Origin of the sequence: Corynebacterium haematomassiliense (genome assembly GCF_013978595.1) — a bacterium.
Classification (GTDB): Bacteria; Actinomycetota; Actinomycetes; order Mycobacteriales; family Mycobacteriaceae; genus Corynebacterium; species Corynebacterium lehmanniae.
Map to the genome: position 1 here is coordinate 1,294,245 of NZ_JACDTZ010000001.1, position 26,319 is coordinate 1,320,563.

A 26,319-nucleotide genomic window follows, 5' to 3' on the forward strand; every position below is an offset into this window, starting at 1 on the left:
GTGCCCCTATGATAGGCGCCCATGGGTTACGCATCGGAGCTTTTGACACGTCCCGGCGCACAGGAGCTGCCCGGGGCCTCGCTTCTCGACGCCAAAGGGGTCCCCTGGCACTACGGCAACCCCCTGGTGGAGCAGCGCATCACCGAGCCGACGCTGGTGGACCGGTCCCACCGCGCCGTCGTGGCCGTCTCCGGGCCGGACGCGCCGACATTCCTCAACAACCTGCTCTCGCAGAAGCTGGATGACGCCGCCGACGGCTTCGCCGCTGCCGCCCTGGACCTGGACGCGCAGGGCCGCATCCTGCACCACGCCGATGTGGCGGTGGCCAGCGGCGTCTACTACTTCGACCTGCCGTCCTACCAGCGCGAATCCTTCGTGGACTTCCTGCGAAAGATGGTGTTCTGGTCCGAGGTGACCATCGAGGAGCCGGACCTGGCGGTGCTGACCATCCTGGGCCCGGTGGCGCAGCCGGACCTGGGCCAGGTGTTCACCCGCCGCCTGGACGGCTGGGGCGGGGTCGGCCGCACCGACATCGCGGTGCCGAGGGCCCGTATCACCGAGGTCGCGGACCAGTTCCCGCTCGCGGGACTGATGGCCTTTACCGCCTTCCGCGTCGCCGCCGGCGAGCCGGAAACGCGCGCGGACTTGGACGAGAAATCCATCCCGCACGAGGCGCCGAACCTGATCAACCGCGGCGAAGATATCCGCGCCGTCCACCTGGATAAGGGCTGCTACCGCGGGCAGGAAACCGTCGCGCGCGTGGAGAACCTGGGCCGCTCCCCCAGGCTGCTGGTCAAGCTGCAGCTGGACGGCTCCGCCCCGTCCGAGCCGGAGATCGGCGCCGAGATCACCGCCGGCGGGCGCAAGGTGGGCAGGCTCGGCACCGTTGTGCACGACGCGGACGAAGGCCCGGTCGCCCTCGCCCTGGTGAAGCGTTCGGCGCTGCAGGCGCCGCTGGACATCGGCGGCACGGCGGCGTCGGTGGACCAGTCGTCCCTGCCTGCGGATGAGGGCGACCACGCGGGACGCCGGGCCGTCGATAGGCTGAGGCGCGGACCTGAGAGCCAGCTATAAAAGCTGTTCAGACCCCCAAAGCGCATTTTTTCTGAGTGCAAGCTATAGTGTCCTACAGGAAAATATCGTAAATAAGTATGAGGCCGCCTCTTTAGAAGGCCGCCCAAGAACCACCTCAAGGGGGTCACGCCATGGGCCGCGGACGCGCAAAAGCCAAGCAGACCAAGGTTGCTCGCCAGCTGAAGTACAACACTCCTGAAATGGACCTGGATTCCCTGCAGCGAGAGCTTGCAGGCCAGGCCCCGCGACGCAGCTGGGACGACGACGAGGCAGAGGTGGACGACCAGTACGCGGAGTACGCGGACTGGGACGACGAGGACGACGACCGCTAGTCCACCGCCTCAATGAAAAAAGCACCCCTCACCGGGGTGCTTTTTACGTATTCCTAGTACTGCGGGTGCGAGCCGGTGAGCACGGCGCGGGCAGTATCGCCCTCGCCCGCGGCGCGGACCTCGCCGAGATCCCACGCGTCGATGTGACGCGCCGCCAGGATGGCCAGGGCGCGGTCCCGGTCCTCCGGGCTGACGATGGCCACCATGCCGACGCCCATGTTGAACGTCTTCTCCATCTCCTCGTCCGGAACCTGGCCGACGGACTTGATGGTGCGGAAGATCGGGCCCGGGGTCCAGGTGGTGCGGCGCATGTCCGCCACTAGCCCCTCGGGGATGATGCGCTCCATGTTGCCGGCCAAGCCGCCGCCGGTGACGTGGCAGAAGGTGCGCACCTCGCACTCCGCGGCCAGCGCCAGGCAGTCCAGGGCGTAGATGCGGGTTGGCTCAAGCAGCTCCTCGCCGAGGGTGCGGCCCAGCTCCTCCATCTCCGCGTCCAGGGGCAGCCCGGCGCGCTCCAGCAGCACGTGGCGGGCCAGGGAGTAGCCGTTGGAGTGCAGGCCGGAAGAGGCCATGGCGATGATGGAATCGCCCTCGCGGACCTTGTCCGGGCCGAGCAGCTCGGCGGCCTCGACGACGCCGACGGCGGTGGCGGACACGTCGTACTCGTCCGGCTCCATCACGCCCGGGTGCTCAGCGGTCTCGCCGCCGAGCAGGGCGCAGCCGGCTTGGACGCAGCCCTCGGCGATGCCGGAGACAATCTCTGCGACCTTTTCGGGCACGACCTTACCGATGGCGATGTAGTCCTGCAGGAACAGCGGCTCGGCGCCGCAGACGACCAGGTCGTCCACGCACATGGCCACCAGGTCGATGCCGATGGTGTCGTGCTTGTCCATGGCTTGTGCCACGGCGAGCTTGGTGCCCACGCCGTCGGAGCCTGCGGCCAGCAGCGGTTCCTTGTACTTGCCCAGGGCAAACAGGCCGGCGAAGCCGCCCAGGCCGCCGCGGACCTCCGGGCGGGTGGCGCGCTTGGCGTGCGGTGCGAAAAGCTCCACGGCCTTGTCGCCGGCCTCGATGGACACGCCGGCGGCTTCGTAGGAAACCGGATTCTGTTCAGTACTCATTTAGGCTTCTGCACCTTTCTGGATGCGTCGGACAAGGTCGGCGTTGGGGTTGCCCTCCGGCAGGCCCAGTGGGTAGTCGCCGGTGAAGCAGGCCGCGCAGAGGTTTTCCTTGGGCTGGTTCGAGGCGGCGATCATGTCGTCGATGGGCACGAATGCCAGCGAATCCGCCCCGATCATCGTGCGGATGGACTCGGCGACCGCCTCGTCGTTGTCGGTGCGGCCATGGTTAGCGATCAGCTCGCCCGGGCTGGCGAAGTCGATGCCGTAGAAGCACGGCCACTTCACCGGCGGCGAGGCGATGCGCACGTGCACCTCCGCCGCGCCCGCCTCCCGCAGCATGCGGATCAGCTTGCGCTGCGTGTTGCCGCGCACGATGGAATCGTCCACCACCACGAGCTTTTTGCCCTCGATGACCTCGCGCACCGGGTTGAGCTTCAGGCGCAGGCCCAGCTGTCGCAGGGTGTCGGAGGGCTGGATGAACGTGCGGCCCACGTAGGCGTTTTTCATCATGCCCTGCTTGAACGGGATGCCGGACGCCTCCGCGTAGCCGATGGCGGCGGGGGTGCCGGACTCCGGCACGGGCATGACCAGGTCCGCCTCCACGGGGCTCACCTTGGACAGGCGGCGGCCGATCTCGATGCGCGAGGCGTTGACGGTCTGGCCGTCGATGACGGAGTCGGGGCGCGCCACGTAGACGTACTCGAACACGCAGTGCGCCTTCGGGGTCTCGGCGAAGCGCTCGGAGTGCACACCGGATTCATCGATGGCGACCATCTCGCCCGGCTCGATGTCGCGCACGAACGAGGCGCCGACGATGTCCAAAGCGCAGGTCTCTGAGGCGACCACCCAGCCGCCGTCGAGGCGGCCCAACGACAGCGGGCGCACGCCGTGCGGGTCGCGCGCGGCATACAACGTGTGGCCGTCGGCGACCATGAAGCAGAAGGCGCCTTTGACGCGGGGCAGGAGTTCACGTGCGGCGTCGAGAAGCGTCTTGCCCTCGGTGACCAAATCCGCCAGCAGCGCGGAGACCACCGCGGTGTCCGACGACGACCCCTGGCCATTGACCCCGGCCGGCGGGATGAGCTTCTTCGCAATCGCCTCGTTCTGCAACTCCACGTAGTTGACCAGGTTGCCGTTGTGCGCCAGCGCGATGTCGGTGCCGTTAGGCGAGGTGCGGAACATCGGTTGGACGTTCTCCCACGAATTGCCGCCGGCCGTGGAGTAGCGGGTATGCCCGATCGCCACGTCGCCCTGCAGCGCCTCCAGCGCGGGTTCGTCGAAGACCTGGCTGACCAGGCCGGTGTCCTTGAACACCACCAGTTTGTCCGGGTCTCCCACCGCGATGCCGGCGCCTTCCTGGCCGCGGTGCTGCAGCGCAAACAGGCCGAAGTAGCTCAGCTTGGCCACATCCTCGCCCGGCGCCCAGACGCCGAACACGCCGCACTCGTCGCGCGGGGTGTCGCTATCGATGTCGAAGTCCTGACTTGGTTTAGGGCTCTCCGTAAGCACGCCCCTCACTGTATCCGAGTCCACTCAGCGCAGCGCAATCACGGGAAGACCGGCGGCGATTTCGGCGGCGCGGGACCCGGAGGCGTCGATAGTCCCCCGCTTCAGCTCCTCGTCGAAACTGGTCAGCCCGGTGGCAAGCCGCAGCCAGGTCTCGGGGTTCATCTCCACCACGTTCGGCGGGGTGCCGCGCGTGTGCCGCGGGCCCTCGACGCATTGCACCGCCACAAATGGCGGCACGCGCAGCTCCACCGAGTGGCCCGGGAGCTCTTCGGCGAGGGTGCGCGCGGTGCGCCTGCAAGCATTTGCAAGCTCGCTTCTCGACGGCTCCGCTGCCCCACCCTCCAGCCACCCAGCCACCTGCTGGATCGCCTCACGTGTCAGCGCCGGGTCTTGTTTCTGCACCATGACGCCCCATATTAAGGTGGCCCCATGCCGAATACCCCCGTCGCCGCCGAGCGCTCCCCGTCCGTGACCCTGCGATTCATGGCCTCCCCCACCGACGTGCTGCACCACGGCGCACAAGGTGTCTCCGGCGGCCGCGTGCTGGAGTGGATCGATAAAGCCGCCTACGCCTGCGCCGCGCAGTGGTCCGCCACCTACTGCGTCACCGCCTACGTGGGCCACATCCACTTCACCCGCCCCATCCCCTCGGGCCACATCGTGGAGGTGCGCTCCCGCATCGCCATGACCGGGCGGTCCTCCATGCACATCGTCAACGAGGTGCTCTCCGCCGACCCCCGCGAGGGCGTGTTCACCCGCGCCTGCGACTGCCTGGTCGTGTTCGTGGCCAAGGACCCCGACACCGGCAAGTCCATGGCCGTGCCGTCGTTCGTGCCGACGGACGACGAGGAGCGCCGCGTCGCCGAAGCCGCCAAGTCGCGTATCGGGCTGCGCCAGGCCATCGAATCCGAGATGGAGGCGCAAACCTACACCGACGACTCCACCGCACCGCGCATCGTGCACCGCTTCATGGCTAAGCCCACCGACGTGAACTGGGGCGGCAACGTCCACGGCGGCACCGCCATGGAATGGATCGACGAGGCCGGCCTGGCGTGCACCATGGAGTGGTCCGGCGAGCGCACCGTGGCGGTCTACGCCGGCGGCATCCGCTTCTACCACCCCGTGCACATCGGCGACCTGATCGAGGTGGACGCGCGCATCACCCGCACCGACTCGCGCTCCATCCACACCTCGGTGCACCTGCGCGCCGGCGACCCGCGCGGCGGGCGGGACAACCTGAAGGACGCCATCCACGCCACGTTCACCTACATCGGCATCGACATCGACGGCAACCCCCTGCCGGCGCGCAAGTTCACCCCGGTCACCGAGGAGGACCAGCGCCTCTGGGAGCACACCCAGACGCTCAAGGACCTGCGCGGGCAGTACGAGCCGGTGCCGCTGGTCCAGCCGCTGCCGCCGGTGCAGCGCACGTCCTAGGTTTTTTCCGGCCCCGTATATGCGTTTGGGGAATGTGGCAAATATTTGCCACATTCCCCAAACGCTTAGTTGGTGGTCGCGCTAGACCGCTAGACCGCCGCGTTCGGCGCCGTTGCGGCCGCGAAGTGCGACGGCATGGTCGCCGCCCACGCGCCGGCGAGCTCCGCCACCTGGATCTCCTGGCCGGCCACGCGCAGCACGCCGTCGTTAGTCGTCTCGCCCAGCACGGCAACCGGGATGCCCGCGGAGTTCGCTCGCTCCACGGCGGCCTCTGCGCGGTCGCTGGTCACGGCGACCAGGACGCGGGAGGCGGACTCGGAGAACAGCGCGGTGAACGCGTCGGCGTGCACGCCGTCCAGGTTCAGCTCCGCGCCCTTGTCGGAGCCGAGCAGCAGCTCGAACACCGCCTGGGACAGGCCGCCCTCGGACAGGTCGTGCGCGGCCGCGATGCCCGCGGCGTTGCCGGCGAAGAACTCCGCCAGACGCGCCTCGTTGGCCAGGTCCACCTGCGGCGGCAGGCCGGCCAGGCCCGCGCCGGAGATGTCCTGCCACACGGAACCGCCGAACTCGTCCTTGGTCTCGCCCAGCAGGATCAGGGTGTACTGCTCGTCCGCGGACGGCAGCGCGTGCGGGATCGACTTCTCCACGTCCTCCATCACACCCAGCACGCCGACCACGGGGGTGGGCAGGATCGGCGTCTCGCCGGTCTGGTTGTAGAACGACACGTTGCCGCCGGAGACTGGGATGGCGAGTTCAGCGGAGCCGTCGGCAAGCCCATGCACTGCCTCGCGGAACTGCCACATCACATCCGGGTTTTCCGGGGAGCCGAAGTTGAGGCAGTTGGTCACCGCGACCGGGGTGGCGCCGGTGACGGCGACGTTGCGGTACGCCTCCGCGAGCGCCAGGCGCGCGCCCATGTTCGGGTCGAGGTATGTGTAGCGGCCCGACGCGTCAGCGGAGACGGCCACGCCGCGGTTGGTTTCCTCGTTGATGCGCAGCACGCCGGAGTTGGAGTACTTGGCCTGCACGGTGTTGCCGCGCACGTAGCGGTCGTACTGCTCGGTGATGAAGTCGCGGGAGCACAGCGCGGGCGATGCGACCATCTTCAGCCATGCGTCTTTCAGGTCGCTTGGCTTCTCGACGTCACCTCCGGCCTGCACACCGTCCTGCCACTCCGGACGCGCGTAGGGACGCTCGTAGACCGGGCCCTCATCGATAGTTGACGGCGGGGCGTCCACCACGAGCTCGCCGTTGTGGAACACCTGCAGACGGTCCGCGTCCGAGGTGACCTCGCCGATGACGGACGCGAGCACGTCCCACTTGGCGCAGATTTCCATGAACTTATCCACGTCCTCCGGCGCCACAACCGCGCACATGCGCTCCTGGGACTCGGAGGCGAGGATCTCCGCGGCGGACATGTTCTCTGCGCGCAGGGGCACGTTGTCCAGGTTGACGGTCATGCCGCCGTCGCCGGACGCCGCCAGCTCGGAGGTGGCGCAGGACAGGCCGCCGCCGCCGAGGTCCTGGATGCCCTCGACCACGCCGGCTGCGTACAGCTCGAGGCAGCACTCGATGAGGACCTTCTCCGCGAACGGGTCGCCCACCTGCACGGCCGGCAGCTTGCGCTCCTCGCCTTCCTCGAAAGTGGCGGAGCCCAGCACGGACACGCCGCCGATGCCGTCGAGGCCGGTGCGGGAGCCGAACAGGATGACCTTGTTGCCGGTGCCGGAGGCGAACGCCAGGTGGAGGTCCTCCACTTTCAGCGTGCCCACGCACAGCGCGTTGACCAGCGGGTTGCCCGCGTATGCGGGGTCGAAGACGGTCTCGCCGCCGATGTTGGGCAGGCCCAGGCAGTTGCCGTAGCCGCCGATGCCGTGGACCACGCCCGGTAGGACACGTTTGGTGTCTTCAGCGTCGATAGGCCCGAAGCGCAGCTGGTCCATCACGGCGATCGGGCGCGCGCCCATGGCCATGATGTCGCGGACGATGCCGCCGACGCCGGTGGCCGCGCCCTGGTACGGCTCCACGAAGGAGGGGTGGTTGTGGCTTTCCACGCGGAAGGTCACCGCGTCGCCGCCGCCGATGTCCACCACGCCGGCGTTCTCGCCGATGCCGGCGAGGATCTTCGACGCCATCTCCTCGGTCATGGTCTGGCCGAAGTAGCGCAGGTGCGTTTTGGAGGACTTGTAGGAGCAGTGCTCGGACCACATCACGGAGTACAGCGTCAGCTCCGCGTCGGTAGGCCTGCGGCCCAGAATGGCCTTGATCTTGGCGTACTCGTCGTCCTTCAGGCCCAGCTCGGCGTACGGCTGCTCGAGCTCCGGGGTGTCGAAGGCGTTGTCGACGGTGTCGTTGTGCACGGTCATTTCGGGTCTACGCTCCGATCTTCGAAATCGCGTCGATGGCGGAAGTGAACAGGCCGAGACCGTCCGTGGACGGGCCGGTCAGCGTCTCAATGGCGTGCTCCGGGTGAGGCATGAGGCCGACCACGCGGCCGGTCTCGTTGGTCACGCCGGCGATGCCGTTGACAGAGCCGTTGAAGTTGTCCGTGTAGCGGAACACCACACGGCCCTCCTTCTCCAGCGCCTCAATGGTCTCCGGGGCGGCCTGGAAACGGCCTTCGCCGTGCTTGGCGGGCACGTAGATGCGCTCGCCCAGCTGGCTAGTCCACGCAGTGCCGGTGTTCTCCACCTCGAGGTAGGTGTCCACGCAGTGGAAATTCAGGCCCTGGTTGCGGGTCAGCGCGCCCGGCAGCAGGCCAGTCTCGGTGAGGATCTGGAAGCCGTTGCAGATGCCGAGCACCGGCATGCCCTTCTTGGCGGCCTCAACGACGGCACCCATCATCGGCGCCTGCGCGGCGATCGCGCCGGAGCGCAGGTAGTCGCCGTAGGAGAAGCCGCCCGGGACGACGACCGCGTCCACGCCGGTGAGGTCATCGTCCGCGTGCCACAGCTGGCGCGGTTCGGCACCGGCGAGACGGACGGCGCGCAGCGCGTCGACGTCGTCAAGCGTGCCCGGAAAAGTAATGACTCCGATAGTTGCGCTCATCGCACAACCTCGAAGTCCTCGATAACAGTGTTGGTCAGCAGCGTTTCAGCCATGCGCTTCAGCTCGGCGTCGGAGACCGAATCATCCACCTCAATTTCAAAGCGCTTGCCCTGGCGGACGTCGGTCACCCCCTCGACTCCGATCCGGCCCAGTGCGCGGAGCACCGCCTGACCCTGCGGATCAAGAATTTCGGCCTTGGGCATGACATTAACGACGACTCGTGCCATGAGAATCCTTCACGTTTCGGGAGGTTGATCGACCTTTGCGGTACGCGCGTCAGTATATCGGACGCCCCGACACGGCCCGAAACCCTAGCTGACCGGCAAAAAGTGAACGAATGGTGAATTCTCAGAAAATCCTGCCATCTCGCCGAGCGCAATCTGAGAAGGGCAGTTAGTTTGTTTTTGCTATTACCCATCTTCCCTTCAGTTTCTCCCGAGAGGTCACCATGCCCACTTCCCGCAAGAGCCTCGGTGCCGCGTTCGCAATCGCGTTGGCCGCAGGCACCGTGTCCGTCGTCGCCCCGACTGCGTCTGCAGCCCCGGACGGTTCCAATGTCGTCATCAACGAGGTCTACGGCGGTGGCGGCAACAAGGGTGCGACGTACACCCACGATTTCGTCGAACTGTACAACCCGACTGACCAAGAGATCGATCTCGAAGGCTGGACGGTTGACCAGTGCGCCAAAGGTGGCTCCTGCCACGGCAAGGCCACCCTCACAGGCAAGATTCCTGCGGGCGGCTACTTCTTGATCCAAGGCGCGCAGGGTAGCGGTGGTACGAAAGCGCTTCCCTCCCCGAATCATGCGGAGGATTCCCTGGCGTATAGCGGTACGGACGCCATTGCGTATCTCAAGGACGCAGCTGGCGAAACGGTTGATCTCGTTGGCTGGGGTAGCGCCAACAAATTCGAGGGTACTGCTGCACCAAGCACCACCAACAAGACTTCCGTCCAGCGCAAGGAAGATGGCAAAGACACCGACAATAACGCCCAGGACTTCTTCACTGGTGCCCCTACCCCTGGTTCTGCGAACGGAAAGCCTCCCGCTGAGACGGCACCGGAGGATCCAGCAGATCCGGCGCCTCAGCCCGAGCAGCCGCAGCCGCAGCCGGGTGAGATTACCCCGATCGCTGAGATCCAGGGCACCGGCGCTAAGTCTCCGCTGAAAGGTAAGACGGTGACCACCGAAGGCGTCGTCACGGCGGTGTATGACGAAGGTGGCAAGAAAGGCTTCTTCCTCCAGACCGCAGGTACCGGCGGAGAGGCGAAGAACCCGGGCGACGCATCTGACGGCATCTTCATCTACATGGGTGACAACCAGAACTACCCGAAGCGCGGGGATTCTCTGCAGGTCACTGGAGCAGTAGGCGAATACTACAACCAGACGCAGATCACCGCGTCGGCTATTGCACAGCTCGACGAAGCGCTTGAAGCTCCCAAGGCCATCGAAATCGAAACCCTTCCAGCTGGCGACGATGCTCGCGAGCCCTATGAGGGCATGCTCGTGCGACCGAAGAGCTACACGGTGACCGACAACTACTCCCTGAACACTCATGGAGACCTAGGGCTCGCTCCGGGCGATAAGGCGTTCCGCAACCCGACCGATGTGATCGCACCGAACAAGGCCAAGGTTGCTGAGATGAATGCCAAGCAGGCGGCAGAGGTTGTATACCTCGACGACGGCAGAACCAGCGATTACTTCAGTACAGACAAAGAAACTCCGCTTCCGTACCTGGTCACTTCCGACAAGGGCGTGAAGTCCATCCGCACCGGCGACCAGGTGGAGTTCCAAACCGACGTGGTGGTGGATTACTCCTTCGACCAGTGGCGCTTCCAGCCGCTGCAGCCGATCACCGGCAAGAATGCGGCGGAGGAACTGCCAATCACATGGAATGACTCCCGCAAGTCTTCCTACGACATTCCAGGCACTGTCGAAGGTGACTACTCCATCGGTTTCTTCAACGTGCTGAACTACTTCACCTCCTTGGGCAAGGACGAGTCGGGATGCAAGGCGTACACGGACAAGGACGGAACCCCGGTCGGCACCAACTTCTGCAACGTGCGCGGTGCGTACAGCCAAGATGCGTTCCAGGATCAGCAGGCGAAGATCGTCACCGCGATCAACAAGCTCGACGCGCACGTTCTCGGCCTGTCCGAAATCGAAAACGGTGCCCGCGTCACCGGCGATGTTGCGCAGCGTGACAACGCGTTGTCCAACCTGGTCAACGAGCTAAATGAAGCCGCCGGCGAGAACAAGTGGGACTACGTGAAGTCTCCGAGCGAACTCGGCACCGCCGAAGACTTTATCCGCGTCGGCTTCATCTACCAGCCCGCACAGGTCGAGCCGGTCGGCGAGTCCCGCATCTTCGACGACCCGGCCTTCACCCGCATGGCACGCCAGCCGCTGGCGCAGGAGTTCAACACCGTCAACCGTGACGACGACGAAAACTTCGTCGCCGTAGTCAACCACTTCAAGTCCAAGGGCTCCGTGGCCAATGACGACAAAGCCACCGGCGACGGCCAGGGCAATAACGCCAATGTCCGCGTTGCGCAGGCGCAGGCACTGCTCGACCACATGGACAAGCAGGACGACTGGCAGGAGCTGCCGACCTTCCTCGTCGGAGACTTCAACGCCTACACCATGGAAAACGCGTTGAACACCCTGCGCGGTAACGGCTACACGCTCGTCCACCACGAGAAGGATTTCCCCCAGGAGTCATACCAGTTCAACGGTCAGCTCGGCTCCCTGGACCACGTCTTCGCCAACGAAGCTGCGATAGCTCTCGTACAAGACTCGGCAGTGTGGAACATCAACGGCGACGAGTCTGTCGCGTTCGAGTACTCCCGCCGCAACTACAACGTCCAGGACTTCTTCGGCGACGGCGACGACCCGCTCTACGGCTACGGTAACCCGTTCCGCTCCTCCGACCACGACCCGGTGAAGGTCGGCTTCGGTGCCAAGCTCAAGGAGCAAGAGGACGCGGACAAGTTCGATCCTCAGGCCGGCGAGGAAGTTACCGTCGAGCAGGGCGCCGAGCTTCCCGACGCCAAGTCTGTGATCACCGGTGCAGACAAGCTGCCGGAGGGCACCACGTTCGAATGGAAGTCCCCGGAGAACACCGACACGGTTGGCGATGGTCAGAAGGGTGAGATCACCGTCACCTACCCAGACAAGAGCACTGACACCGTTGAGGTCGTCGTCAATGTCACGCAGGTGGACGATGAGGAAAAGCCCCGTTACATCGTGAAGGCTGAGGTGAACGACGCTGGCGAGCTGGTTGTGACCTACGACAACGGCGATACCGAAAACCTCGGCAAGGTCACTGGCGAGGACGGTACCGATGGCGAGCAAGGCCCGAAGGGTGACAAGGGCGACACCGGCGCACCTGGCAAGGACGGCAAGGACGGCGCCGACGGTGCGCAGGGCCCGAAGGGCGACAAGGGCGACACCGGCGCACCTGGCAAGGACGGCAAGGACGGCGCCGACGGTGCGCAGGGCCCGAAGGGCGACAAGGGCGACAAGGGCGACACCGGCGCACCTGGCAAGGACGGCAAGGACGGCGCCGACGGTGCGCAGGGCCCGAAGGGCGACAAGGGCGACACCGGCGCACCTGGCAAGGACGGCAAGGACGGCGCCGACGGTGCGCAGGGCCCGAAGGGCGACAAGGGCGACAAGGGCGACACCGGCGCACCTGGCAAGGACGGCAAGGACGGCGCCGACGGCAAGCAGGGCCCGAAGGGCGACAAGGGCGACACCGGCGCACCTGGCAAGGACGGTCGTGGTGTGAAGTCGTTCGAGGTCAACGACGCGGGACACTTGATCGTTACCTACTCGGACGGTGAGACCGCAGATCTGGGGAAGGTCACTGGCGAGGACGGTGCCGACGGCGAGCAGGGCCCGAAGGGTGACAAGGGCGACACCGGCAAACCTGGTAAAGACGGCCGCGACGGCATTGACGGCAAGGACGGCGTCAATGGCAAGCCGGGCAAGGACGGTGCCGACGGCAAGCAGGGCCCGAAGGGCGACAAGGGCGACAAGGGCGACACCGGCAAACCTGGTAAAGACGGCCGCGACGGCATTGACGGCAAGGACGGCGTCAATGGCAAGCCGGGCAAGGACGGTGCCGACGGCAAGCAGGGCCCGAAGGGCGACAAGGGCGACAAGGGCGACACCGGCAAACCTGGTAAAGACGGCCGCGACGGCATTGACGGCAAGGACGGCGTCAATGGCAAGCCGGGCAAGGACGGTGCCGACGGCAAGCAGGGCCCGAAGGGCGACAAGGGCGACAAGGGCGACACCGGCAAACCTGGTAAAGACGGCCGCGACGGCATTGACGGCAAGGACGGCGTCGATGGCAAGCCGGGCAAGGACGGTGCCGACGGCAAGCAGGGCCCGAAGGGCGACAAGGGCGACACCGGCGCCGATGGCCGCGACGGCAAGGACGGCACCGCAGGCACCGACGGTCGAGGCATCGCCGAGGCTGCCGTCAACAAGAACGGCGAGCTTGTCCTCACCTACACCGACGGCGAGACCCAGAACTTGGGCCGTGTTGTTGGTACTGACGGTGCTGACGGTAAGGACGGCAAGGACGGCGAGAAGGGCGCAGACGGTGCTGATGGTCGCGACGGCCAAGACGGCAAGCCGGGCAAGGACGGCAAGGACGGCGAGAAGGGTGCCGATGGCGCCGACGGCAAGGATGGCAACGACGGCGCTAACGCCCCGGCTGGCGAGGGCTCCAGCGTGAGTGACCGCTGCCTGCCGTCCGTGGGCATCATGGCGCTGCCGCTGCTGGCGCTGATCCCGCTCGGTCTGGCTGCAACCATGGACATCCCGGCGCTGGCGCCTGTGAAGGAGCAGGTCGATGCGGTTGGTGCATCGGTGCAGAACCAGCTGCCGATCTCCCCGGAGATGCAGCAGGCTGCGGGTGTGGCGCTGGCCGTCGCGGCGATCGCCACGCTGGCCACGCTGTGCTCCACCGAGGGTGGCTCCTCCAAGTAAGCGCGTAGGCTCGCGCAGCTAGCCCCGCCCCGGTCGATCCGGGTCGGGGCTTCCTGTTTTGAAAATGGTTTCCAGTAGTGGTTTAATTTCTCTTATGCGTAATCGTTTTCAATACAGTGTTGGTGTGGTGGCTGCGGTGGTGGCCGTAGGGGCGTCGATAAGCAGTTGCTCCACCGAGACCGCGGATAACGCGGAGATTGTCGCCACCACCGGCGTGTGGGCGGACGTGGCCTCAGCAGTCACGGGCAGCGACGTGGACGCGATCATCACCGGTGACGCGGTGGACCCCCACCACTTCGAGCCGTCGGCGAAGGACCTCGCGCGCATCAAGGGCGCAAACACCGTCGTGGCCAACGGGGGCGCGTACGACGCCGCCCTCTACACCGCCGCTGAGCAGGACCGCATCATCTACGCGATCCCGCTTCTCGACGAGCACGACCACGAGCATGCCCACGACCACGAGCACATGCCCGACTCCCTGGACGAGCTCGAGCACGCCTGGTTCGCGCCGGAGAAAATCCGCAAGGTCGCGGAGGACGTCGCGGAGCGCACAGGCGGAGACGCGTCAGACGTCAAGCAGCGGATCGATGACATCCAATCCAAGCTCAACGCGGTACCGCACGTGCACATCGGCATGACGGAGACGATCGCGGCCGGCCTGGTGTGGGGCACCGAGCTGCACGACATCACGCCCGAGGAGTACGTCAAGGCCAGCCTGAACCACCAGGAGCCGTCCGCATCTGCGGTGGCGGCGTTCCTGGAGCAGATCGAGCGCGGCGAGCTGGACATGCTGTTCGTGAACCCCCAGAGCACCAACAGTGCGACCCAGCGGTTGGCGGATGCGGCGAAGGCGCATAATGTTCCCGTTGTTGAAATCCGCGAGACACCGCCGTCCGGCCAGCGTTTCCTCGACTACTTCGAGGAGATCGTCGACCAGATTGCGGACATCGCTGCCCACGCTGAGCCGACCGGCCACCATCACTAGGAATTGCCAATTTGATCGCTGAGCTTCGCGGCGCCGCCGTCGAACCCCTGTGGCGCGACCTCACCCTCACCGTCGAGCCCGGTGAATTCATCGCGGTGCTCGGCCCAAACGGCGTAGGCAAATCCACACTGCTGGGCACGCTGATGGGCACGCGCAAGCTCACCTCTGGGCAAGCAAAAGTCCACGGGCAGATCGGCTTCATCCCGCAGCAGCACATGTTTCCGAAGGACCTTCCGGTGCGCGGGCGCGACCTGGTGGCGTTGGCGATGGGAAGGCGGGCGAGACCGGAGGACGTCGATAGGCAATTGGCTTTCGTGGGGGCGCAAACCTTCTCCGAGCGCCGCGTGGGGGTACTCTCCGGAGGCCAGCAGCAGCTGATCCGCCAGGCGCAGGCGTTCGCGCAGAACCCAGAGCTTTTGCTTTGCGACGAGCCCCTGCTCTCCCTCGACCCCGCCCGCGCACGCGACACCGTGCAGCGCCTCGCGGAACACCCGGCGGCCGTGGTGTGCGTGACCCACTCCATCAACCCTGTGCTGGGCGTGGTGGACCGGGTGCTGTACCTGGGCCCAGAGGGGCACGTGGTGGGAAGCGTAGGGGAAGTGATGCGCTCCGAGGTGCTCAGCGAGCTCTACGGCACCCGCGTGGACGTTGTCGAAGTAGACGGACGGATGGTGGTCCTGTGAGTGCGTTTTTAGCAGACACTTCGTACCTGCTCAGCCAAGACTTCGTGCAGACGACGCTTGTGGCGTGCGCGCTTCTGGGAGTGCTGTCCGGGGTGATGGCACCGCTGATCGTGCTGCGCCAGATGTCATTTTCGGTGCACGCGACCTCGGAGCTCGCGCTCATGGGCGCCTCCGCGGCGCTGCTGTTCGGGCTCAACGTCGGTTTCGGCGCCGTAGCGGGCGCGGTGGTCGCTGCCCTGGTGCTGGCGGCGCTGGGACTGAAGGGCCAGCAGGATTCCGCGGTAGGTGTGGCCATGAGCTTCGGCATGGCTCTGTCTGTGCTGTTCATCCACCTGTATCCGGGGAATTCGAACCGGGCGCTGTCGCTGCTAACGGGCCAGATTGTCGGCGTGTCGGCGCAGAACGTGGCGTTGTTGGCTGGTACCACCGTGCTGGTCGCTGGGGCCGTGCTGGTGCTGTGGCGGCCGCTGCTGTTCGCCTCCGCGGACCCCGTGATGGCCGCCGCGTGCGGGGTGCCCGTGCGCACCATGGCGCTGGTGTTCGCGGTGCTCGTGGGCATCGCGTCGGCGCAGTCCGTGCAGATCGTCGGCGCGCTGCTGGTGATGTCGCTGCTGATCACCCCCGGCGCGTCCGCCGCCCAGGTGACGGCGAACCCGAAGCTTGCGGTGGTGCTCTCCGTAGTGTTCGCGGAGGTCGCGGCCGTGGGCGGCATGGTGCTCTCGCTCGCCCCGGGCGTGCCGGTGAGCGTGTTCGTGGCCTTTATCTCGTTCGGGATCTACCTGGTGTGCCGGGTGGTCGGCAGGGTGCGGGGCTAACTACCGGTACTCCCTGTAGTCCGCTGGTACCGCGCCCTTTTCCGCCGCGGCGGCGGCTGCGGCAAGGAAGTCGCGGCGCACCTTCTTCTGCCCCAGCTCGCGACCGGAAACCGACAAACGGATCGTGTTGCCCTTCTCCGCGCCGCGCTCGGCGGCCTTGATCACGTTGCGGCGCCACCACTTCGCCGCACCGTACCCCTCACCCACCGACAAGTTGCGGGCCTGGGAAAACTCGCCCCGCTTAATGCGGTAGATGCCCTTCGTGGAGGCGGCGACGGTAAAACCGAACTCGTCGAGCACCTTCAACGTGCCGTCCGACATGCGCCAGCGCGGCGGGGCGAACATGTCCAAGTCGAAGCCGAGCGCGGACATCTGGCGCGTCGCACCTTTGAGACGAAGCCGGGCCTCGTGCTCCCCCAAGCTGGCGAACTCGCTGCGGCGCCCCTGCACCGGCTGGTCGAAACCGTTGAGCATGAGCGCGCGGTGTTCGAGCTGCTCGGTGAGCCAGGAGCGCGTGGCGCCGTCTTTAGCCAAGTGCCACTTCTTGTCGATGTGCGGCGCCACCAGCAGCGACACCGGCATCCCCTCGCGGTCCAGGTCGCGCACCATGCTGGCAACGTCCTCCAACGTCGCGTCGAAGATGGAGGAAATTGAGACAAGCACGCGCCCAGGCATAGGGGAAATTATCGCACACGTAGACAGTTGGCGCCGGGTGAAGTTGCTTACAGTGTTTCCGCTGGCAGATCACGGTGATTCGAACGGGTGTTCCCCTCTGCCCTTCTCGTGTCGGACGGGGTTCTACTATGCGTAGCCAAGTGCAATGAAAGGAGGTGCTCCAGATGAGCGCAGTGCTCGACCAAGCGGTCAACCAAATCGTCGCCGGGCTAAGGTCGCTTGCCGACGTCATGCGGGAACCGGACTCCCTCCACCTCGCCTCCACCCACGTGGCCATGGAGCGCCTCCACGCCTGCCTGCCGTTGCTGTCCAACGCGGACGTCGCGTTCGCCTTCCTCTGCGACCGGGACGGCGCCGGCGCCCTCGTCGGCGCGAACCACGCCGTGGAGTATCTGACACGGAGCTTGGGCTTGTCCCGTCGAGAAGCATTCGCGCTCCTGGAGCAGGGCAAGAAGCTCTACGGCGAACCCGAGGTGCCTGAGCCGGAGCCGAGCGAAAACAAAGAAGACCGCGAACGCAAGGAGCAGGAGGCGGAAGCGCGCCGCAAGAAGGCGCGCGAGGCGCAGGAGCGGGCGCGACGAGCTGCCGAGAAGGCCAACGCGGAGAAGAAGCGCATCATCACCGACGCACTGAAAGACCTCAACGAGCACGCCAACCCCGGCTACCAGGAGATCCTGGCCGAAGCGATGGAGGCGGCCGAGTCCCTCACCGCCGAAGAACTCCGGAAGTTCGTCCGCGACCAGGTCAAGCGCGCCAACAAGCGCGGACGCGACTACGACGGCGAGAAAGACCCCCTCGCCGCGTGGAAGAAGCGCGGCATCTGGCTCGGGGAACCGGACGCGGACGGCGGCTCCCCTTTCAGTGGCTACCTCGACGCCGCGTCACGGGCGAAGCTGGAGGCCTGCCTCGCCGCCGGCGACCACATGGGGTCCAACATGGAGGGCGAGGACGCGGCGAAACGGGACAGCCGACGGAAGCACCAGCGCCGCCTGGACCAGCTCTTGAACGTGCTGGACCGCTACGGCGACGTTGCCACGAAGTCCCGGGGCGGCGTGGGCACGGTGGTGATCACGCTGACCCTCGACGACCTTTTGGAGGCGGACGCCTTCACCGAGTTCCCCACCAACACCTCGGTGTCGCTGACCCCGCTCGACATTGTGCGTTTGGGGCTTGCCGGGGACAGCTTCATCCTCCAACTCGACTCCGCTACCGGCGTCCCGCTTTCCCTCGGACGCACCCGCCTAGCCTCCGTGGAACAGAGGCTCGTGCTGCTGGCCATGCAGGGCGTGTGCGCGTGGAACGGCTGCACCAAGCCGGGTGTCGAGCTCGAGGCCCACCACTTGGATTCCTACCTCAGTGGCGGACTCACCAGCATCGAAAACCTGGTGCTGCTGTGCCGCGAGCACCACATGTGCAACAACGACAACAAAGACGGTGCCGGAAACAAAGGCCATTTCGGCCGGGACCCCGACACCGGCGACGTGCACTACCACCCCGCCAACGGGGACCCACCCAGGCACACAACCACCTACCAGTACCGCAATTCACCTGGTCAGAGGCTTGCCAAAAAGGCGAGGTCCCGGCACGGCGGCAACCACAACCGCCCGCCGGACCCTGCCCTATTCGACCCGGACGGTTAAACCGCCTCGGCCTTCACCAGCGTCCACGCGTACTCGAACGCGGTCTGCTTCCACTTGGCGTAGCGGCCGGACACGCCGCCGTGCCCTGCGGACATCTCCGTCTTCAGCAGGATCTCGCCTGCGGTGCCCACCTCGCGCAGCTTGGCCACCCACTTCGCGGGCTCGACGTAGAGCACGCGGGTGTCGTTCAAGCTCGTCACCGCGAGAATGTCCGGGTAGTCCTGCGCGGTGATGTTCTCGTACGGGGCGTAGGTCGCCATGTAGTCGTACACCTCGGGGTCGTGGTACGGGTCGCCCCACTCTTCCCACTCCCCCACTGTCAGCGGCAGCTCGGGTTTGAGGATGGAGGTCAGCGGGTCCACGAACGGCACGATCGCGAGGATGCCGGCGAACTTCTCCGGGGCCATGTTTGCCACCGCACCCATGAGCAGGCCGCCGGCGGAGCCGCCCTCGGCCACCAGCTGCTTAGGCGTGGTCAGCCCCAGCTCCACGATGCGGTCGGCGCACGCGATGAAGTCCGTGAAGGTGTTGGTTTTGTGCAGCATCTTGCCGTTGTCGTACCACGCGCGGCCCATTTCGCCGCCGCCGCGCACGTGGGCGCACACCCACACCATGCCGCGGTCGAGCAAACTCAACCGCGACACCGAGAACCCGGGGTCCGTGGATGCCTCGTACGAGCCGTAGCCGTACAGCAGCGCGGGCGCGGGACCCTCGACGCCCTTGTGGCGCACAACCGAAATCGGCACCTGTTCGCCGTCGGGGGCGGTTGCCCACTCGCGGAACGCCTCGTACTCGTCCGGGTTGTAGCCGCCCTCGACCTCTTTTTCCTTCAGCAGGGTCAGCTCGCCGGTCGCCACCGTGTAGTCCAGCACCTGCGAGGGCTGGGTGTAGGAGGAGTACCCGATGCGCACCACCGGGGCGTCCCACTCCGGGTTGCCGCCGAGGCCGACGGTGTAGAGCTCCTCGGAGAATTCCAGCTCCTTGAACTCGCCGAAACCGCTGTCGAGCGACGCCACGGCCAGCCGCGGGATCCCGCCGCGCCTGTAGGCCATGAGCATGAAGTCGCGGTAGGTGTCGATCGCCTCGACGCGCACGGTTTCGGAGTGCTCCACCAGCACGGGCAGTTCCCGCAGGGGAGGCACAGCGCCGACGGGTGTTGTCGCGACGCAAAAGTTCGCTCCGTGGGCGTTGTGCGTGACCACCCACTGCTCTTCGCCGTCGACGACGCAGAAGTCCGGGTGGTACTCGATGCCGGCCTCGCGCTCCCACAGCACCTGGAACTCGCCGGTGGGATCCGCCATGTCGAGCACGCGGTACTCGGAGGTCAGCGAGGACGACGCGATGATCATGAGGAACCGCTCGGCACGGTCCGCGCCCACGCCGACACCGAACTTCTCGTCCGTCTCCTCGTACACCAGCACGTCTTCGGCAGCGGGCGTGCCCAGCTTGTGGCGCCAGATTTGGTGGGGCCGCCAGGCGTCGTCGCAGCGGACGTAGAACAGGTAGTTCTCGCCCGCCCAGGTCGCGCCGTAGAAGATGCCTTCGAGCTCGTCGTCGAGCAGTTCGCCGGTATCCAAATTCTTGATCCGCAGGGTGAAGCGCTCGTTGCCCTCGGTGTCGAAGGAGTACGCGAGCAGGCGGCCCGAGGTGGACACGGACGATGCCCCGAGCGAGAAGAACTCGTGCCCGTCGGCGAGCTCGTTGACGTCGAGAAGCACCTGCTCGCCCGGCATGTCCTCGGTGACTTCGGGCGGGGTCCACGGGTCTTCCGCGGTGGGGATGCGGCAGGAGATGCCGTAGTCCTTGCCTTCGATGGTGCGGCCGTAGTACCACCAGTTGCCCTGGCGCTGCGGCACGGACATGTCGGTCTCTTTGATGCGGGACTTAATCTCGCCGTAGACGTCGTCCACCAGCCCGGACCAGGCGGACGTCCGCTCAGAGGTGTACCCGTTCTCCGCCTCCAGGTGCGCGAGGACTTCGGGGTTGTCCTTGTCGCGCAGCCACTCGTAGTTGTCCACGAACTCGCGGCCGTGGAACGTGCGGACAATCGGGCGTTTGTCAGCTACGGGTGGGATCATGCATGCTCCCCCGGCCACTCGGAGAAGCGGCGGCCGGAAAGTCGCTCGTATGCCTCGATGTAGCGGTCGCGGGTGGCTTCCACGACGGAGCCGGGCAGCTCCGGCGGCGTGGTGCCTTCCTCCTGGTCCCAGCCGGACTTCGGGCCGGTGAGCCAGTTGCGCACGTACTGCTTGTCAAAGCTGGGCTGGTTGCGGCCTTCCTCGTAACCGTCGGCGGGCCAGTAGCGGGAAGAATCCGGCGTGAGCACTTCGTCGGCGAGCACGAGCTCGCCGTTTTCGTCCAGGCCGAACTCGAGCTTGGTGTCAGCGAGGATAATGCCCTTGCTCTCCGCGTAGTCGGCGGCGCGGCGGTACACCTCGAGCGTGGCGTCCCGGAGATGCTCGGCAAGGTCCGCGCCGAGCTTTCCTGCCATGTGCTCGAAGGTGACGTTGATGTCGTGGTCGCCCTGCTCGGCTTTGGTGGCGGGGGTGAAGATCGGCTCGTCCAGCTTGGACGCCTCGGTCAGCCCCTCGGGCAGCTTCACGCCGCAAACTCGGCCGGTGGCGTCGTATTCCTTCTTGCCGGAGCCGGTGAGGTAGCCGCGGGCCACGCACTCGAACGGCACCATGTCCAGCTTCTTCACCACCATGGCGCGGCCGAGGACGTCTTCGGGGATACGTTCGTCGTCGATCGGGCCGGCCAGGTGGTTCGGCACGTCGGAAAGCAGGTCGAAGAAGAACATGGAGGTGGCGGTGAGGATCCGCCCCTTGTCCGGGATTGCCGGTTCGAGGGAGAAGTCGAAGGCGGAGATGCGGTCTGTCGCGACCATGAGCAGGGTCTGCTCATCCACCTCGTAGATCTCGCGGACCTTGCCGCCGGAGATGTGTGAGTAATCTGAAAGCTCTGGACGCATGCGCGCTAGTATATGCGCCGTGAAAAACCGCGCTACCGTTGTCCTCCTCCCGCTCATTCTCGCAGCGTGCACCGCACCTTCGGAGTTCAGCGGGCAGATGCCGGAGTTTTATCCTTCGCGCGACGGCGCCACGTTCCGCTTTGGGCAGACCGCCAAGATCGTCACCGAGGACGTGCGCTACCACGTGCCGGTGCAGTGGGAGGTCACGGTGGATGAGCCCACCACCACCCGCGCGCCCCGCAGCGCCGAGCACGCCCGCTCCCTCGTGTGCTTCCCCGTCAGCTTCACCCCGGCTGCCATCGGCGAGTTCCCCATGGATGTCACAGTCGCCTTGCCGGAGCTTTTGCCTATCGACGGTCCCCTGGCCGCCAACGTGGCCGACCCGAATTACTGCGGCGACTGGGACATCACCGGCTACACCGGCGAGCTGGAAGCCAACGAAACCTACACCGGCTTTGTTGCTTCCTGGGCGGGCAGTGCCGACCCGGGAATTGTCGGCCGCGGCGTCGAGCTGAAAAGCCGCGACACCACCCTCACTTGGGAGTAGCTACAGGATGTCGCCCGGGGTGTAGGCGGCGGCCTGCGGATGCGCGTCGACAAGCTGTTGCACCCTCGCCAGCACCCGGTCCACCTGAGACTCGGCCGCGCCGATGAAAGCGTGGCGATCCGAAAGCGCCTCCTCCAACTGCGACTGATCCAGCGGCAGGCGCTCGTCGGTGGCCAAACGCTCCACCAGGTTCTGCTCCGCGCCGCGCTCGCGCATGTCCAGCGCCATGGCGACGGCGTTTTCCTTGATCACCTCGTGCGCCGTCTCGCGGCCCACGCCGGCGCGCACGGACGCCATGAGGATGCGGGTGGTGGCCAAAAACGGCAGGTAGCGGTCCAGTTCGCGGTTGATCATGGCCGGGAAGGCGCCGAACTCGTCGAGCACGGTAAGCATGGTCTCCAGCTGGCCGTCGATGGCGAAGAACGCGTCCGGCAGCGCCACGCGGCGCACCACGGAGCAGAACACGTCGCCCTCGTTCCACTGCTGGCCGGACAAATCCGCCACCATGGTGAGGTAGCCGCGCAGGATCACCTGGAAGCCGCCGACGCGCTCGCAGGAGCGCGCGTTCATCTTGTGTGGCATGGCCGACGAGCCGACCTGGCCTTCCTTGAAGCCCTCGGTGACGGTCTCGTTGCCGGCCATGAGCCTAATCGTGGTCGCCAGCGAGGACGGGCCCGCGCCCAGCTGCACCAGCGAGGACACGACGTCGAAGTCGAGGGAGCGCGGGTAGACCTGCCCCACCGAATCAAAGACGCGGTCAAAGCCGAGGCCGTCCGCGATACCCTGCTCGAGGCGGGAAAGCTTCTCCTCGTCGCCGCCCATCAGGTCGAGCATGTCCTGCGCGGTGCCCATCGGGCCCTTGATGCCGCGCAGCGGGTACCGTTCCAGCAGCTCCTCGATGCGCTCCACCGCGACCAGGATCTCGTCGGCGGCGGAGGCGAAGCGCTTGCCCAGGGTGGTCGCCTGCGCCGCCACGTTGGGGGAGCGGCCCGCCATGACCAGGGACTTGTACTCGCCGGCGCGGTTGCCCACGGCCTTCAGCAGCGCGATCGCCTTGTCGCGGGTGAGCTCGAGGGCGCGGCGCACCTGCAGCTGCTCCACGTTCTCGGTGAGGTCGCGCGAGGTCATGCCCTTGTGGATTTCCTCGTGGCCCGCCAGCGCGTTGAACTCCTCAATGCGCGCCTTCACGTCGTGGCGGGTGATCTTCTCCCGGGAGGCGATGGAATCCAGGTCCACCTGGTCGATGACCTTCTCGTAGTCCTCGATCGCGCCCGGCTCCACGGCAACGCCGAGCTCCTGCTGCGCCTTCAGCACCGCGATCCAGAGCTGGCGCTCCAGGATGATCTTGTGCTCCGGGGCCCACAGGGTGGCCATCTCCGGGGAGGCGTAACGGTTACTCAGAACATTCGCGTTATTCGGCTTCACGGCATTCATCATAGGGAGATCGCCCCCTCGATCGCGGGGCGGGCGATGTCCTTGCGGTAGAACGAACCGGGAAGCTCAATCCCAGCAATAACCTGATACGCCTCCGCAACGGCGTCCTCAAGCGTCGCGCCTTGGCCGACGACGCCGAGAACGCGACCTCCTGCCGCAACATACTCGCCGTCCTCCAACGCAGTGCCGGCGTGCAGCACCTTTGTCGGATCGTCTAGCGCCTCGCCGGTAATCACACCTCCAGTCTTGGCGGCCTGCGGGTAGCCCTCGGCGGCCAGCACCACCATGGCGGCGAACCCGTCGCGCCACTGCAATTCCCCGACCTCGTCCAGGTGGCCCTCGGCGACGGCGAGCAGCACGTCCGCCAGCGGGGTCTCCAAAAGCGAGAGCACCGCCTGGGTCTCCGGGTCGCCGAAGCGGGCGTTGAACTCCACCACGGCCGGGCCGTCCGGCCCCCAAGCGGCGCCGACGTACAAAAGGCCCTGGTACGGGGTCCCGCGGCGCACCATCTCTTCCGCCACCGGGCGCGCAATCACATCCACGATGGTCGCGACCCCGTCCTCCGGCAGCCACGGCAGCGGCGCGTAGGCGCCCATGCCGCCGGTGTTGGGGCCCTCGTCGTTGTCGTAGGCGCGCTTGTGGTCCTGCGCCGGCAGCAGCGGCACCACGGTTTCGCCGTCCACCAGGCAGAACAGCGAAACCTCGGGGCCTTCCAGGAAAGACTCGAACAGTACCGGGTTGCCAGCTTCAAGCACCGCCTCCGCGTGCGCCTTCGCCTCGGCGCGGTCCTCGGTGACCACCACGCCCTTGCCGCCTGCCAGGCCGTCGTCTTTAACCACGTAGCGCGGGCCGTACTCGTCCAGCGCGGATGCAATATCAACAAGCTTCTCGACGCGGGTCGCCGACGCGGTGGGCACCCCCGCCGCCGCCATCACGTCCTTGGCAAAGGCCTTGGACCCCTCGAGCTGCGCGGCGGCCTTCGTCGGGCCGAACACCGGCACGCCGGCTTCGATGAGCGCGTCCGCCGCGCCGGCCACCAGGGGCACCTCCGGGCCGATCACAACAAGTTCCGCGTTGGTCTCGCGAGCCAAATCCACGATGGCCTGGGGAGAGGCGACGTCGACGGGGCGCACCGTCGCTAAGCGGGTCATGCCCGCGTTGCCCGGTGCGACCGTGAGGTCGTGGCCTTGCATTGCGTTGAGTAGGGCGTGTTCGCGGCCGCCCGAGCCGATGACAAGGATGCGCATGGGCCCCAATTTACCGGTAGCGTCGAGAAGCATGAGCACCGTATTCAGCAAGATCATCGCAGGCGACATCCCGGGCCGGATCGTGTATCAGGACGACACCGTCGCCGCCTTCCTCACCATCGAGCCGGTCGCCTACGGCCACACGCTGGTTGTGCCGGTGGAGGAGATCGACAAGTGGACCGACATCCCGGCGGACCTGTGGGCGCACATGAACGAGGTCGCGCAGATGATCGGCAGCGTCATCGTGGACAGGTTCAACGCGGAGCGCGCCGGCTACCTCATCGCCGGCTTCGAGGTGCCACACGCCCACATCCACGTCTTCCCCGCGAACGACATGTCGGGCTACACGCTGTCCACCGCGATGCGTCACGACGAGACCGACGCAGAGAAGATGGACGCCGCCGCGGAAACCATCCGCGAAGGCCTTAAAGCGCAGGAAGCGAAATAGTAAACGTCGAGCCCTCGCCCGGTGCGGTGGCCACCTTCACGGTGCCGCCGTGCGCCTCAATGAGGGACTTGGTGATGGCCAGGCCCAGCCCGGAGCCGCCGGTGGCGCGGTTGCGGGATGAGTCGGCGCGGTAGAAGCGCTCAAAGATGTGCTCCGCGTCTTTCGGGTCTATGCCGCAGCCGTTGTCGGCGACGTCGATGACCACGCGGTCGAGGTTCTTGCGGATGGTCACGGTGACCTCCGCGTCCGCGCCGGCGTGCTTGTAGGCGTTGGTGATCAGGTTCACCAGCACTTGGTGCAGCCGGTCCGGGTCGCCGTTGACCTGCGCGATGTCCGGGGTGTCCTTGATGATTTCCACGGAGCGGTCGGGGAACGCCGCGTCGACGGTGCTCTTCGCGGAAAGCACCCACTCCAGCACGTCCATCGGCTTCTTCTCTAGGCGTGCACCTTCGGCGCGGGTGAGCGCCAGCAGGTCCTCCACCAGCAGCTGCATGCGGGCGGACTCTTCGTCGATCTTGCCCAGCACCATGTCTGGGTCGTTCGCCATGCCTTTACGGTACAGCTCGGTGTAGCCTCGCACGCTGGTCAGCGGCGTGCGCAGCTCGTGCGAGGCGTCCCCGACAAAGCGGCGCATCTGTTCTTCTTGGGTGCGGGCGTTGTCCAGGGAGTCCTGCAGCTTGGACACCATCGTGTTCATGGCGTAGGACAGACTGCCCACTTCCGTCTCGCGTGGCCATGCGGGCACACGACTGTCCGTCTCGCCGTTCGCAATCGCCAACGCCGTGTTCTCCACGATCTTCAGCGGCGCCAGCGCACGGGCCACCATGTAGTTCGCGGCCACGCCGATGCCGAACAGCGCCAGCACACCGACCCCGGCTTCCACCCAGGCGAGCGCGCGCAGCATTTTCGTCTCGGTTTCCAGCGACTTGGCCACGTACTGCACAGTGCCGTCGGACTGCTGGTGGGCCATCGCCCGCCACTTCACGCCTTGGACTGTGTCGTCGACGGACGGGATGGTGGTTGGTTGGTCGAGGCGCTTCACCTTCGAGTAGTCCGGCGGGTTCACCGATCCCCTGCGCGGCACCAGCTGGTCGTGGCCGGGGTACAGGGTGGCCTGGTTGAACTCACTGGGCAGGCTCAGGATGTTGAACTGCCAGGCGGGGGTTTGCTGCGCCCACGTTGCCATGCCCTCGCGCAGTTGGTCGTCTGCGCGGTCGATCAAAAAGTAGCGCATGACAAAGTAGATCAGCACCGAGCTCAGCGCGATGCCGATCGTCGATGCGGCCATCACCACCGCGACAAGCTGCCGCTTGAGCGGCTTTTTCGACGGCGCCGTCAACACCGAATACGGCAT

22 protein-coding genes are annotated in these 26,319 nt (G+C 66.3%); 10 read left to right on the forward strand and 12 right to left on the reverse strand.

The window, feature by feature from the left end; genetic code table 11:
- Positions 1–21: 21 nt before the first annotated feature.
- Together ygfZ and H0193_RS06255 are read left to right on the forward strand one after the other, a co-directional pair.
- Positions 22–1,074 carry a CAF17-like 4Fe-4S cluster assembly/insertion protein YgfZ gene (gene ygfZ, locus H0193_RS06250; RefSeq protein ID WP_181889029.1) on the forward strand — a complete coding sequence of 351 codons (1,053 nt, stop codon included), beginning with the start codon at positions 22–24 and terminating at the stop codon, positions 1,072–1,074.
- Between the two features lie 131 nt (positions 1,075–1,205).
- Positions 1,206–1,406, forward strand: coding sequence for a DUF3073 domain-containing protein (locus H0193_RS06255; RefSeq protein ID WP_181889030.1), 201 nt, complete (start codon positions 1,206–1,208; stop codon positions 1,404–1,406).
- Positions 1,407–1,459: 53 nt separating this feature from the next.
- Here H0193_RS06255 and purM read toward each other — a convergent pair whose 3' ends face one another.
- Genes purM through H0193_RS06270 form a run of 3 tightly spaced genes read right to left on the reverse strand, consistent with a single transcriptional unit; the run spans position 1,460 to position 4,441 of the window.
- Positions 1,460–2,527 (reverse strand): phosphoribosylformylglycinamidine cyclo-ligase, encoded by a 1,068-nt coding sequence (purM, locus tag H0193_RS06260; RefSeq protein ID WP_181889031.1) that lies wholly within the window; start codon positions 2,525–2,527, stop codon positions 1,460–1,462.
- Positions 2,528–4,036 (reverse strand): amidophosphoribosyltransferase, encoded by a 1,509-nt coding sequence (gene purF, locus H0193_RS06265; protein ID WP_181889032.1) that lies wholly within the window; start codon positions 4,034–4,036, stop codon positions 2,528–2,530.
- 24 nt (positions 4,037–4,060) lie between these two features.
- Complete coding sequence (locus H0193_RS06270; RefSeq protein ID WP_181889033.1) at positions 4,061–4,441, reverse strand: sterol carrier family protein; 381 nt, start codon at positions 4,439–4,441, stop codon at positions 4,061–4,063.
- 24 nt (positions 4,442–4,465) lie between these two features.
- On the opposite strand from H0193_RS06270, the gene H0193_RS06275 reads away from it, so the two are divergent.
- On the forward strand, positions 4,466–5,473 hold the full coding sequence (locus H0193_RS06275) for an acyl-CoA thioesterase (RefSeq protein WP_181889034.1): 1,008 nt from the start codon (positions 4,466–4,468) through the stop codon (positions 5,471–5,473).
- An 89-nt stretch (positions 5,474–5,562) separates the two neighbouring features.
- Here the strand turns inward: H0193_RS06275 and purL are convergent, their stop codons facing one another.
- Genes purL through purS form a run of 3 tightly spaced genes read right to left on the reverse strand, consistent with a single transcriptional unit; the run spans position 5,563 to position 8,748 of the window.
- Positions 5,563–7,839, reverse strand: a complete 2,277-nt coding sequence (gene purL, locus H0193_RS06280; protein WP_181889035.1) for a phosphoribosylformylglycinamidine synthase subunit PurL — start codon at positions 7,837–7,839, stop codon at positions 5,563–5,565.
- A gap of 7 nt (positions 7,840–7,846) precedes the next feature.
- Positions 7,847–8,521, reverse strand: coding sequence for a phosphoribosylformylglycinamidine synthase subunit PurQ (purQ, locus tag H0193_RS06285; protein ID WP_181889036.1), 675 nt, complete (start codon positions 8,519–8,521; stop codon positions 7,847–7,849).
- Positions 8,518–8,748, reverse strand: a complete 231-nt coding sequence (gene purS, locus H0193_RS06290) for a phosphoribosylformylglycinamidine synthase subunit PurS (protein WP_181889037.1) — start codon at positions 8,746–8,748, stop codon at positions 8,518–8,520. Before purS ends, purQ begins: the two co-directional genes overlap by 4 nt.
- A gap of 221 nt (positions 8,749–8,969) precedes the next feature.
- On the opposite strand from purS, the gene H0193_RS12335 reads away from it, so the two are divergent.
- The 4 genes from H0193_RS12335 (at position 8,970) to H0193_RS06310 (ending at position 16,003) form a co-directional block, all read left to right on the forward strand.
- Entirely contained in the window at positions 8,970–13,520 is a 4,551-nt protein-coding gene (locus H0193_RS12335; protein ID WP_181889038.1) for an ExeM/NucH family extracellular endonuclease, read from the forward strand.
- A gap of 94 nt (positions 13,521–13,614) precedes the next feature.
- Positions 13,615–14,505 carry a metal ABC transporter solute-binding protein, Zn/Mn family gene (locus tag H0193_RS06300; protein ID WP_181889039.1) on the forward strand — a complete coding sequence of 297 codons (891 nt, stop codon included), beginning with the start codon at positions 13,615–13,617 and terminating at the stop codon, positions 14,503–14,505.
- A gap of 11 nt (positions 14,506–14,516) precedes the next feature.
- On the forward strand, positions 14,517–15,188 hold the full coding sequence (locus H0193_RS06305; protein ID WP_181889040.1) for a metal ABC transporter ATP-binding protein: 672 nt from the start codon (positions 14,517–14,519) through the stop codon (positions 15,186–15,188).
- Positions 15,185–16,003 carry a metal ABC transporter permease gene (locus H0193_RS06310; protein WP_181889041.1) on the forward strand — a complete coding sequence of 273 codons (819 nt, stop codon included), beginning with the start codon at positions 15,185–15,187 and terminating at the stop codon, positions 16,001–16,003. Before H0193_RS06305 ends, H0193_RS06310 begins: the two co-directional genes overlap by 4 nt.
- Here H0193_RS06310 and H0193_RS06315 read toward each other — a convergent pair whose 3' ends face one another.
- Positions 16,004–16,678 carry a DUF2334 domain-containing protein gene (locus H0193_RS06315; RefSeq protein WP_181889042.1) on the reverse strand — a complete coding sequence of 225 codons (675 nt, stop codon included), beginning with the start codon at positions 16,676–16,678 and terminating at the stop codon, positions 16,004–16,006.
- Between the two features lie 164 nt (positions 16,679–16,842).
- On the opposite strand from H0193_RS06315, the gene H0193_RS06320 reads away from it, so the two are divergent.
- Entirely contained in the window at positions 16,843–18,318 is a 1,476-nt protein-coding gene (locus tag H0193_RS06320; protein WP_181889043.1) for a DUF222 domain-containing protein, read from the forward strand.
- On the opposite strand, the gene H0193_RS06325 is transcribed toward H0193_RS06320, so the two are convergent.
- A complete protein-coding gene (locus H0193_RS06325) occupies positions 18,315–20,396 on the reverse strand; it encodes a S9 family peptidase (protein ID WP_181889044.1) in 2,082 nt (693 codons plus the stop codon). The two genes, H0193_RS06320 and H0193_RS06325, sit on opposite strands and share 4 nt — an antisense overlap.
- Positions 20,393–21,289 (reverse strand): phosphoribosylaminoimidazolesuccinocarboxamide synthase, encoded by an 897-nt coding sequence (locus tag H0193_RS06330; RefSeq protein ID WP_181889045.1) that lies wholly within the window; start codon positions 21,287–21,289, stop codon positions 20,393–20,395. Before H0193_RS06330 ends, H0193_RS06325 begins: the two co-directional genes overlap by 4 nt.
- Positions 21,290–21,308: 19 nt before the next feature.
- On the opposite strand from H0193_RS06330, the gene H0193_RS06335 reads away from it, so the two are divergent.
- Positions 21,309–21,836 (forward strand): hypothetical protein, encoded by a 528-nt coding sequence (locus H0193_RS06335; RefSeq protein WP_181889046.1) that lies wholly within the window; start codon positions 21,309–21,311, stop codon positions 21,834–21,836.
- Here the strand turns inward: H0193_RS06335 and purB are convergent, their stop codons facing one another.
- Positions 21,837–23,270: an adenylosuccinate lyase gene (purB, locus tag H0193_RS06340; protein WP_181889641.1), complete on the reverse strand. Its 1,434-nt coding sequence runs from the start codon at positions 23,268–23,270 to the stop codon at positions 21,837–21,839. It lies immediately after the preceding gene.
- Positions 23,270–24,517: a phosphoribosylamine--glycine ligase gene (gene purD, locus H0193_RS06345; RefSeq protein WP_181889047.1), complete on the reverse strand. Its 1,248-nt coding sequence runs from the start codon at positions 24,515–24,517 to the stop codon at positions 23,270–23,272. Before purD ends, purB begins: the two co-directional genes overlap by 1 nt.
- Before the next feature lie 31 nt (positions 24,518–24,548).
- Between purD and H0193_RS06350 the strand changes: the two genes are divergently transcribed.
- Positions 24,549–24,965: an HIT family protein gene (locus H0193_RS06350; protein ID WP_181889048.1), complete on the forward strand. Its 417-nt coding sequence runs from the start codon at positions 24,549–24,551 to the stop codon at positions 24,963–24,965.
- Here H0193_RS06350 and H0193_RS06355 read toward each other — a convergent pair.
- Positions 24,943–26,319, reverse strand: coding sequence for a sensor histidine kinase (locus tag H0193_RS06355; protein WP_181889049.1), 1,377 nt, complete (start codon positions 26,317–26,319; stop codon positions 24,943–24,945). The genes H0193_RS06350 and H0193_RS06355 overlap by 23 nt on opposite strands.

Excerpts from the sequence above, each read along its gene's own strand:
- ygfZ (WP_181889029.1), top strand. The coding sequence starts at position 22 with ATGGGTTACGCATCGGAGCTTTTGACACGTCCCGGCGCACAGGAGCTG.
- H0193_RS06255 (WP_181889030.1), top strand. The coding sequence starts at position 1,206 with ATGGGCCGCGGACGCGCAAAAGCCAAGCAGACCAAGGTTGCTCGCCAG.
- purM (WP_181889031.1), bottom strand. The coding sequence starts at position 2,527 with ATGAGTACTGAACAGAATCCGGTTTCCTACGAAGCCGCCGGCGTGTCC.
- H0193_RS06270 (WP_181889033.1), bottom strand. The coding sequence starts at position 4,441 with ATGGTGCAGAAACAAGACCCGGCGCTGACACGTGAGGCGATCCAGCAG.
- H0193_RS06275 (WP_181889034.1), top strand. The coding sequence starts at position 4,466 with ATGCCGAATACCCCCGTCGCCGCCGAGCGCTCCCCGTCCGTGACCCTG.
- purL (WP_181889035.1), bottom strand. The coding sequence starts at position 7,839 with ATGACCGTGCACAACGACACCGTCGACAACGCCTTCGACACCCCGGAG.
- purQ (WP_181889036.1), bottom strand. The coding sequence starts at position 8,521 with ATGAGCGCAACTATCGGAGTCATTACTTTTCCGGGCACGCTTGACGAC.
- purS (WP_181889037.1), bottom strand. The coding sequence starts at position 8,748 with ATGGCACGAGTCGTCGTTAATGTCATGCCCAAGGCCGAAATTCTTGAT.
- H0193_RS12335 (WP_181889038.1), top strand. The coding sequence starts at position 8,970 with ATGCCCACTTCCCGCAAGAGCCTCGGTGCCGCGTTCGCAATCGCGTTG.
- H0193_RS06300 (WP_181889039.1), top strand. The coding sequence starts at position 13,615 with ATGCGTAATCGTTTTCAATACAGTGTTGGTGTGGTGGCTGCGGTGGTG.
- H0193_RS06315 (WP_181889042.1), bottom strand. The coding sequence starts at position 16,678 with ATGCCTGGGCGCGTGCTTGTCTCAATTTCCTCCATCTTCGACGCGACG.
- H0193_RS06320 (WP_181889043.1), top strand. The coding sequence starts at position 16,843 with ATGAGCGCAGTGCTCGACCAAGCGGTCAACCAAATCGTCGCCGGGCTA.
- H0193_RS06325 (WP_181889044.1), bottom strand. The coding sequence starts at position 20,396 with ATGATCCCACCCGTAGCTGACAAACGCCCGATTGTCCGCACGTTCCAC.
- H0193_RS06330 (WP_181889045.1), bottom strand. The coding sequence starts at position 21,289 with ATGCGTCCAGAGCTTTCAGATTACTCACACATCTCCGGCGGCAAGGTC.
- purB (WP_181889641.1), bottom strand. The coding sequence starts at position 23,270 with ATGAATGCCGTGAAGCCGAATAACGCGAATGTTCTGAGTAACCGTTAC.
- purD (WP_181889047.1), bottom strand. The coding sequence starts at position 24,517 with ATGCGCATCCTTGTCATCGGCTCGGGCGGCCGCGAACACGCCCTACTC.
- H0193_RS06350 (WP_181889048.1), top strand. The coding sequence starts at position 24,549 with ATGAGCACCGTATTCAGCAAGATCATCGCAGGCGACATCCCGGGCCGG.
- H0193_RS06355 (WP_181889049.1), bottom strand. The coding sequence starts at position 26,319 with ATGCCGTATTCGGTGTTGACGGCGCCGTCGAAAAAGCCGCTCAAGCGG.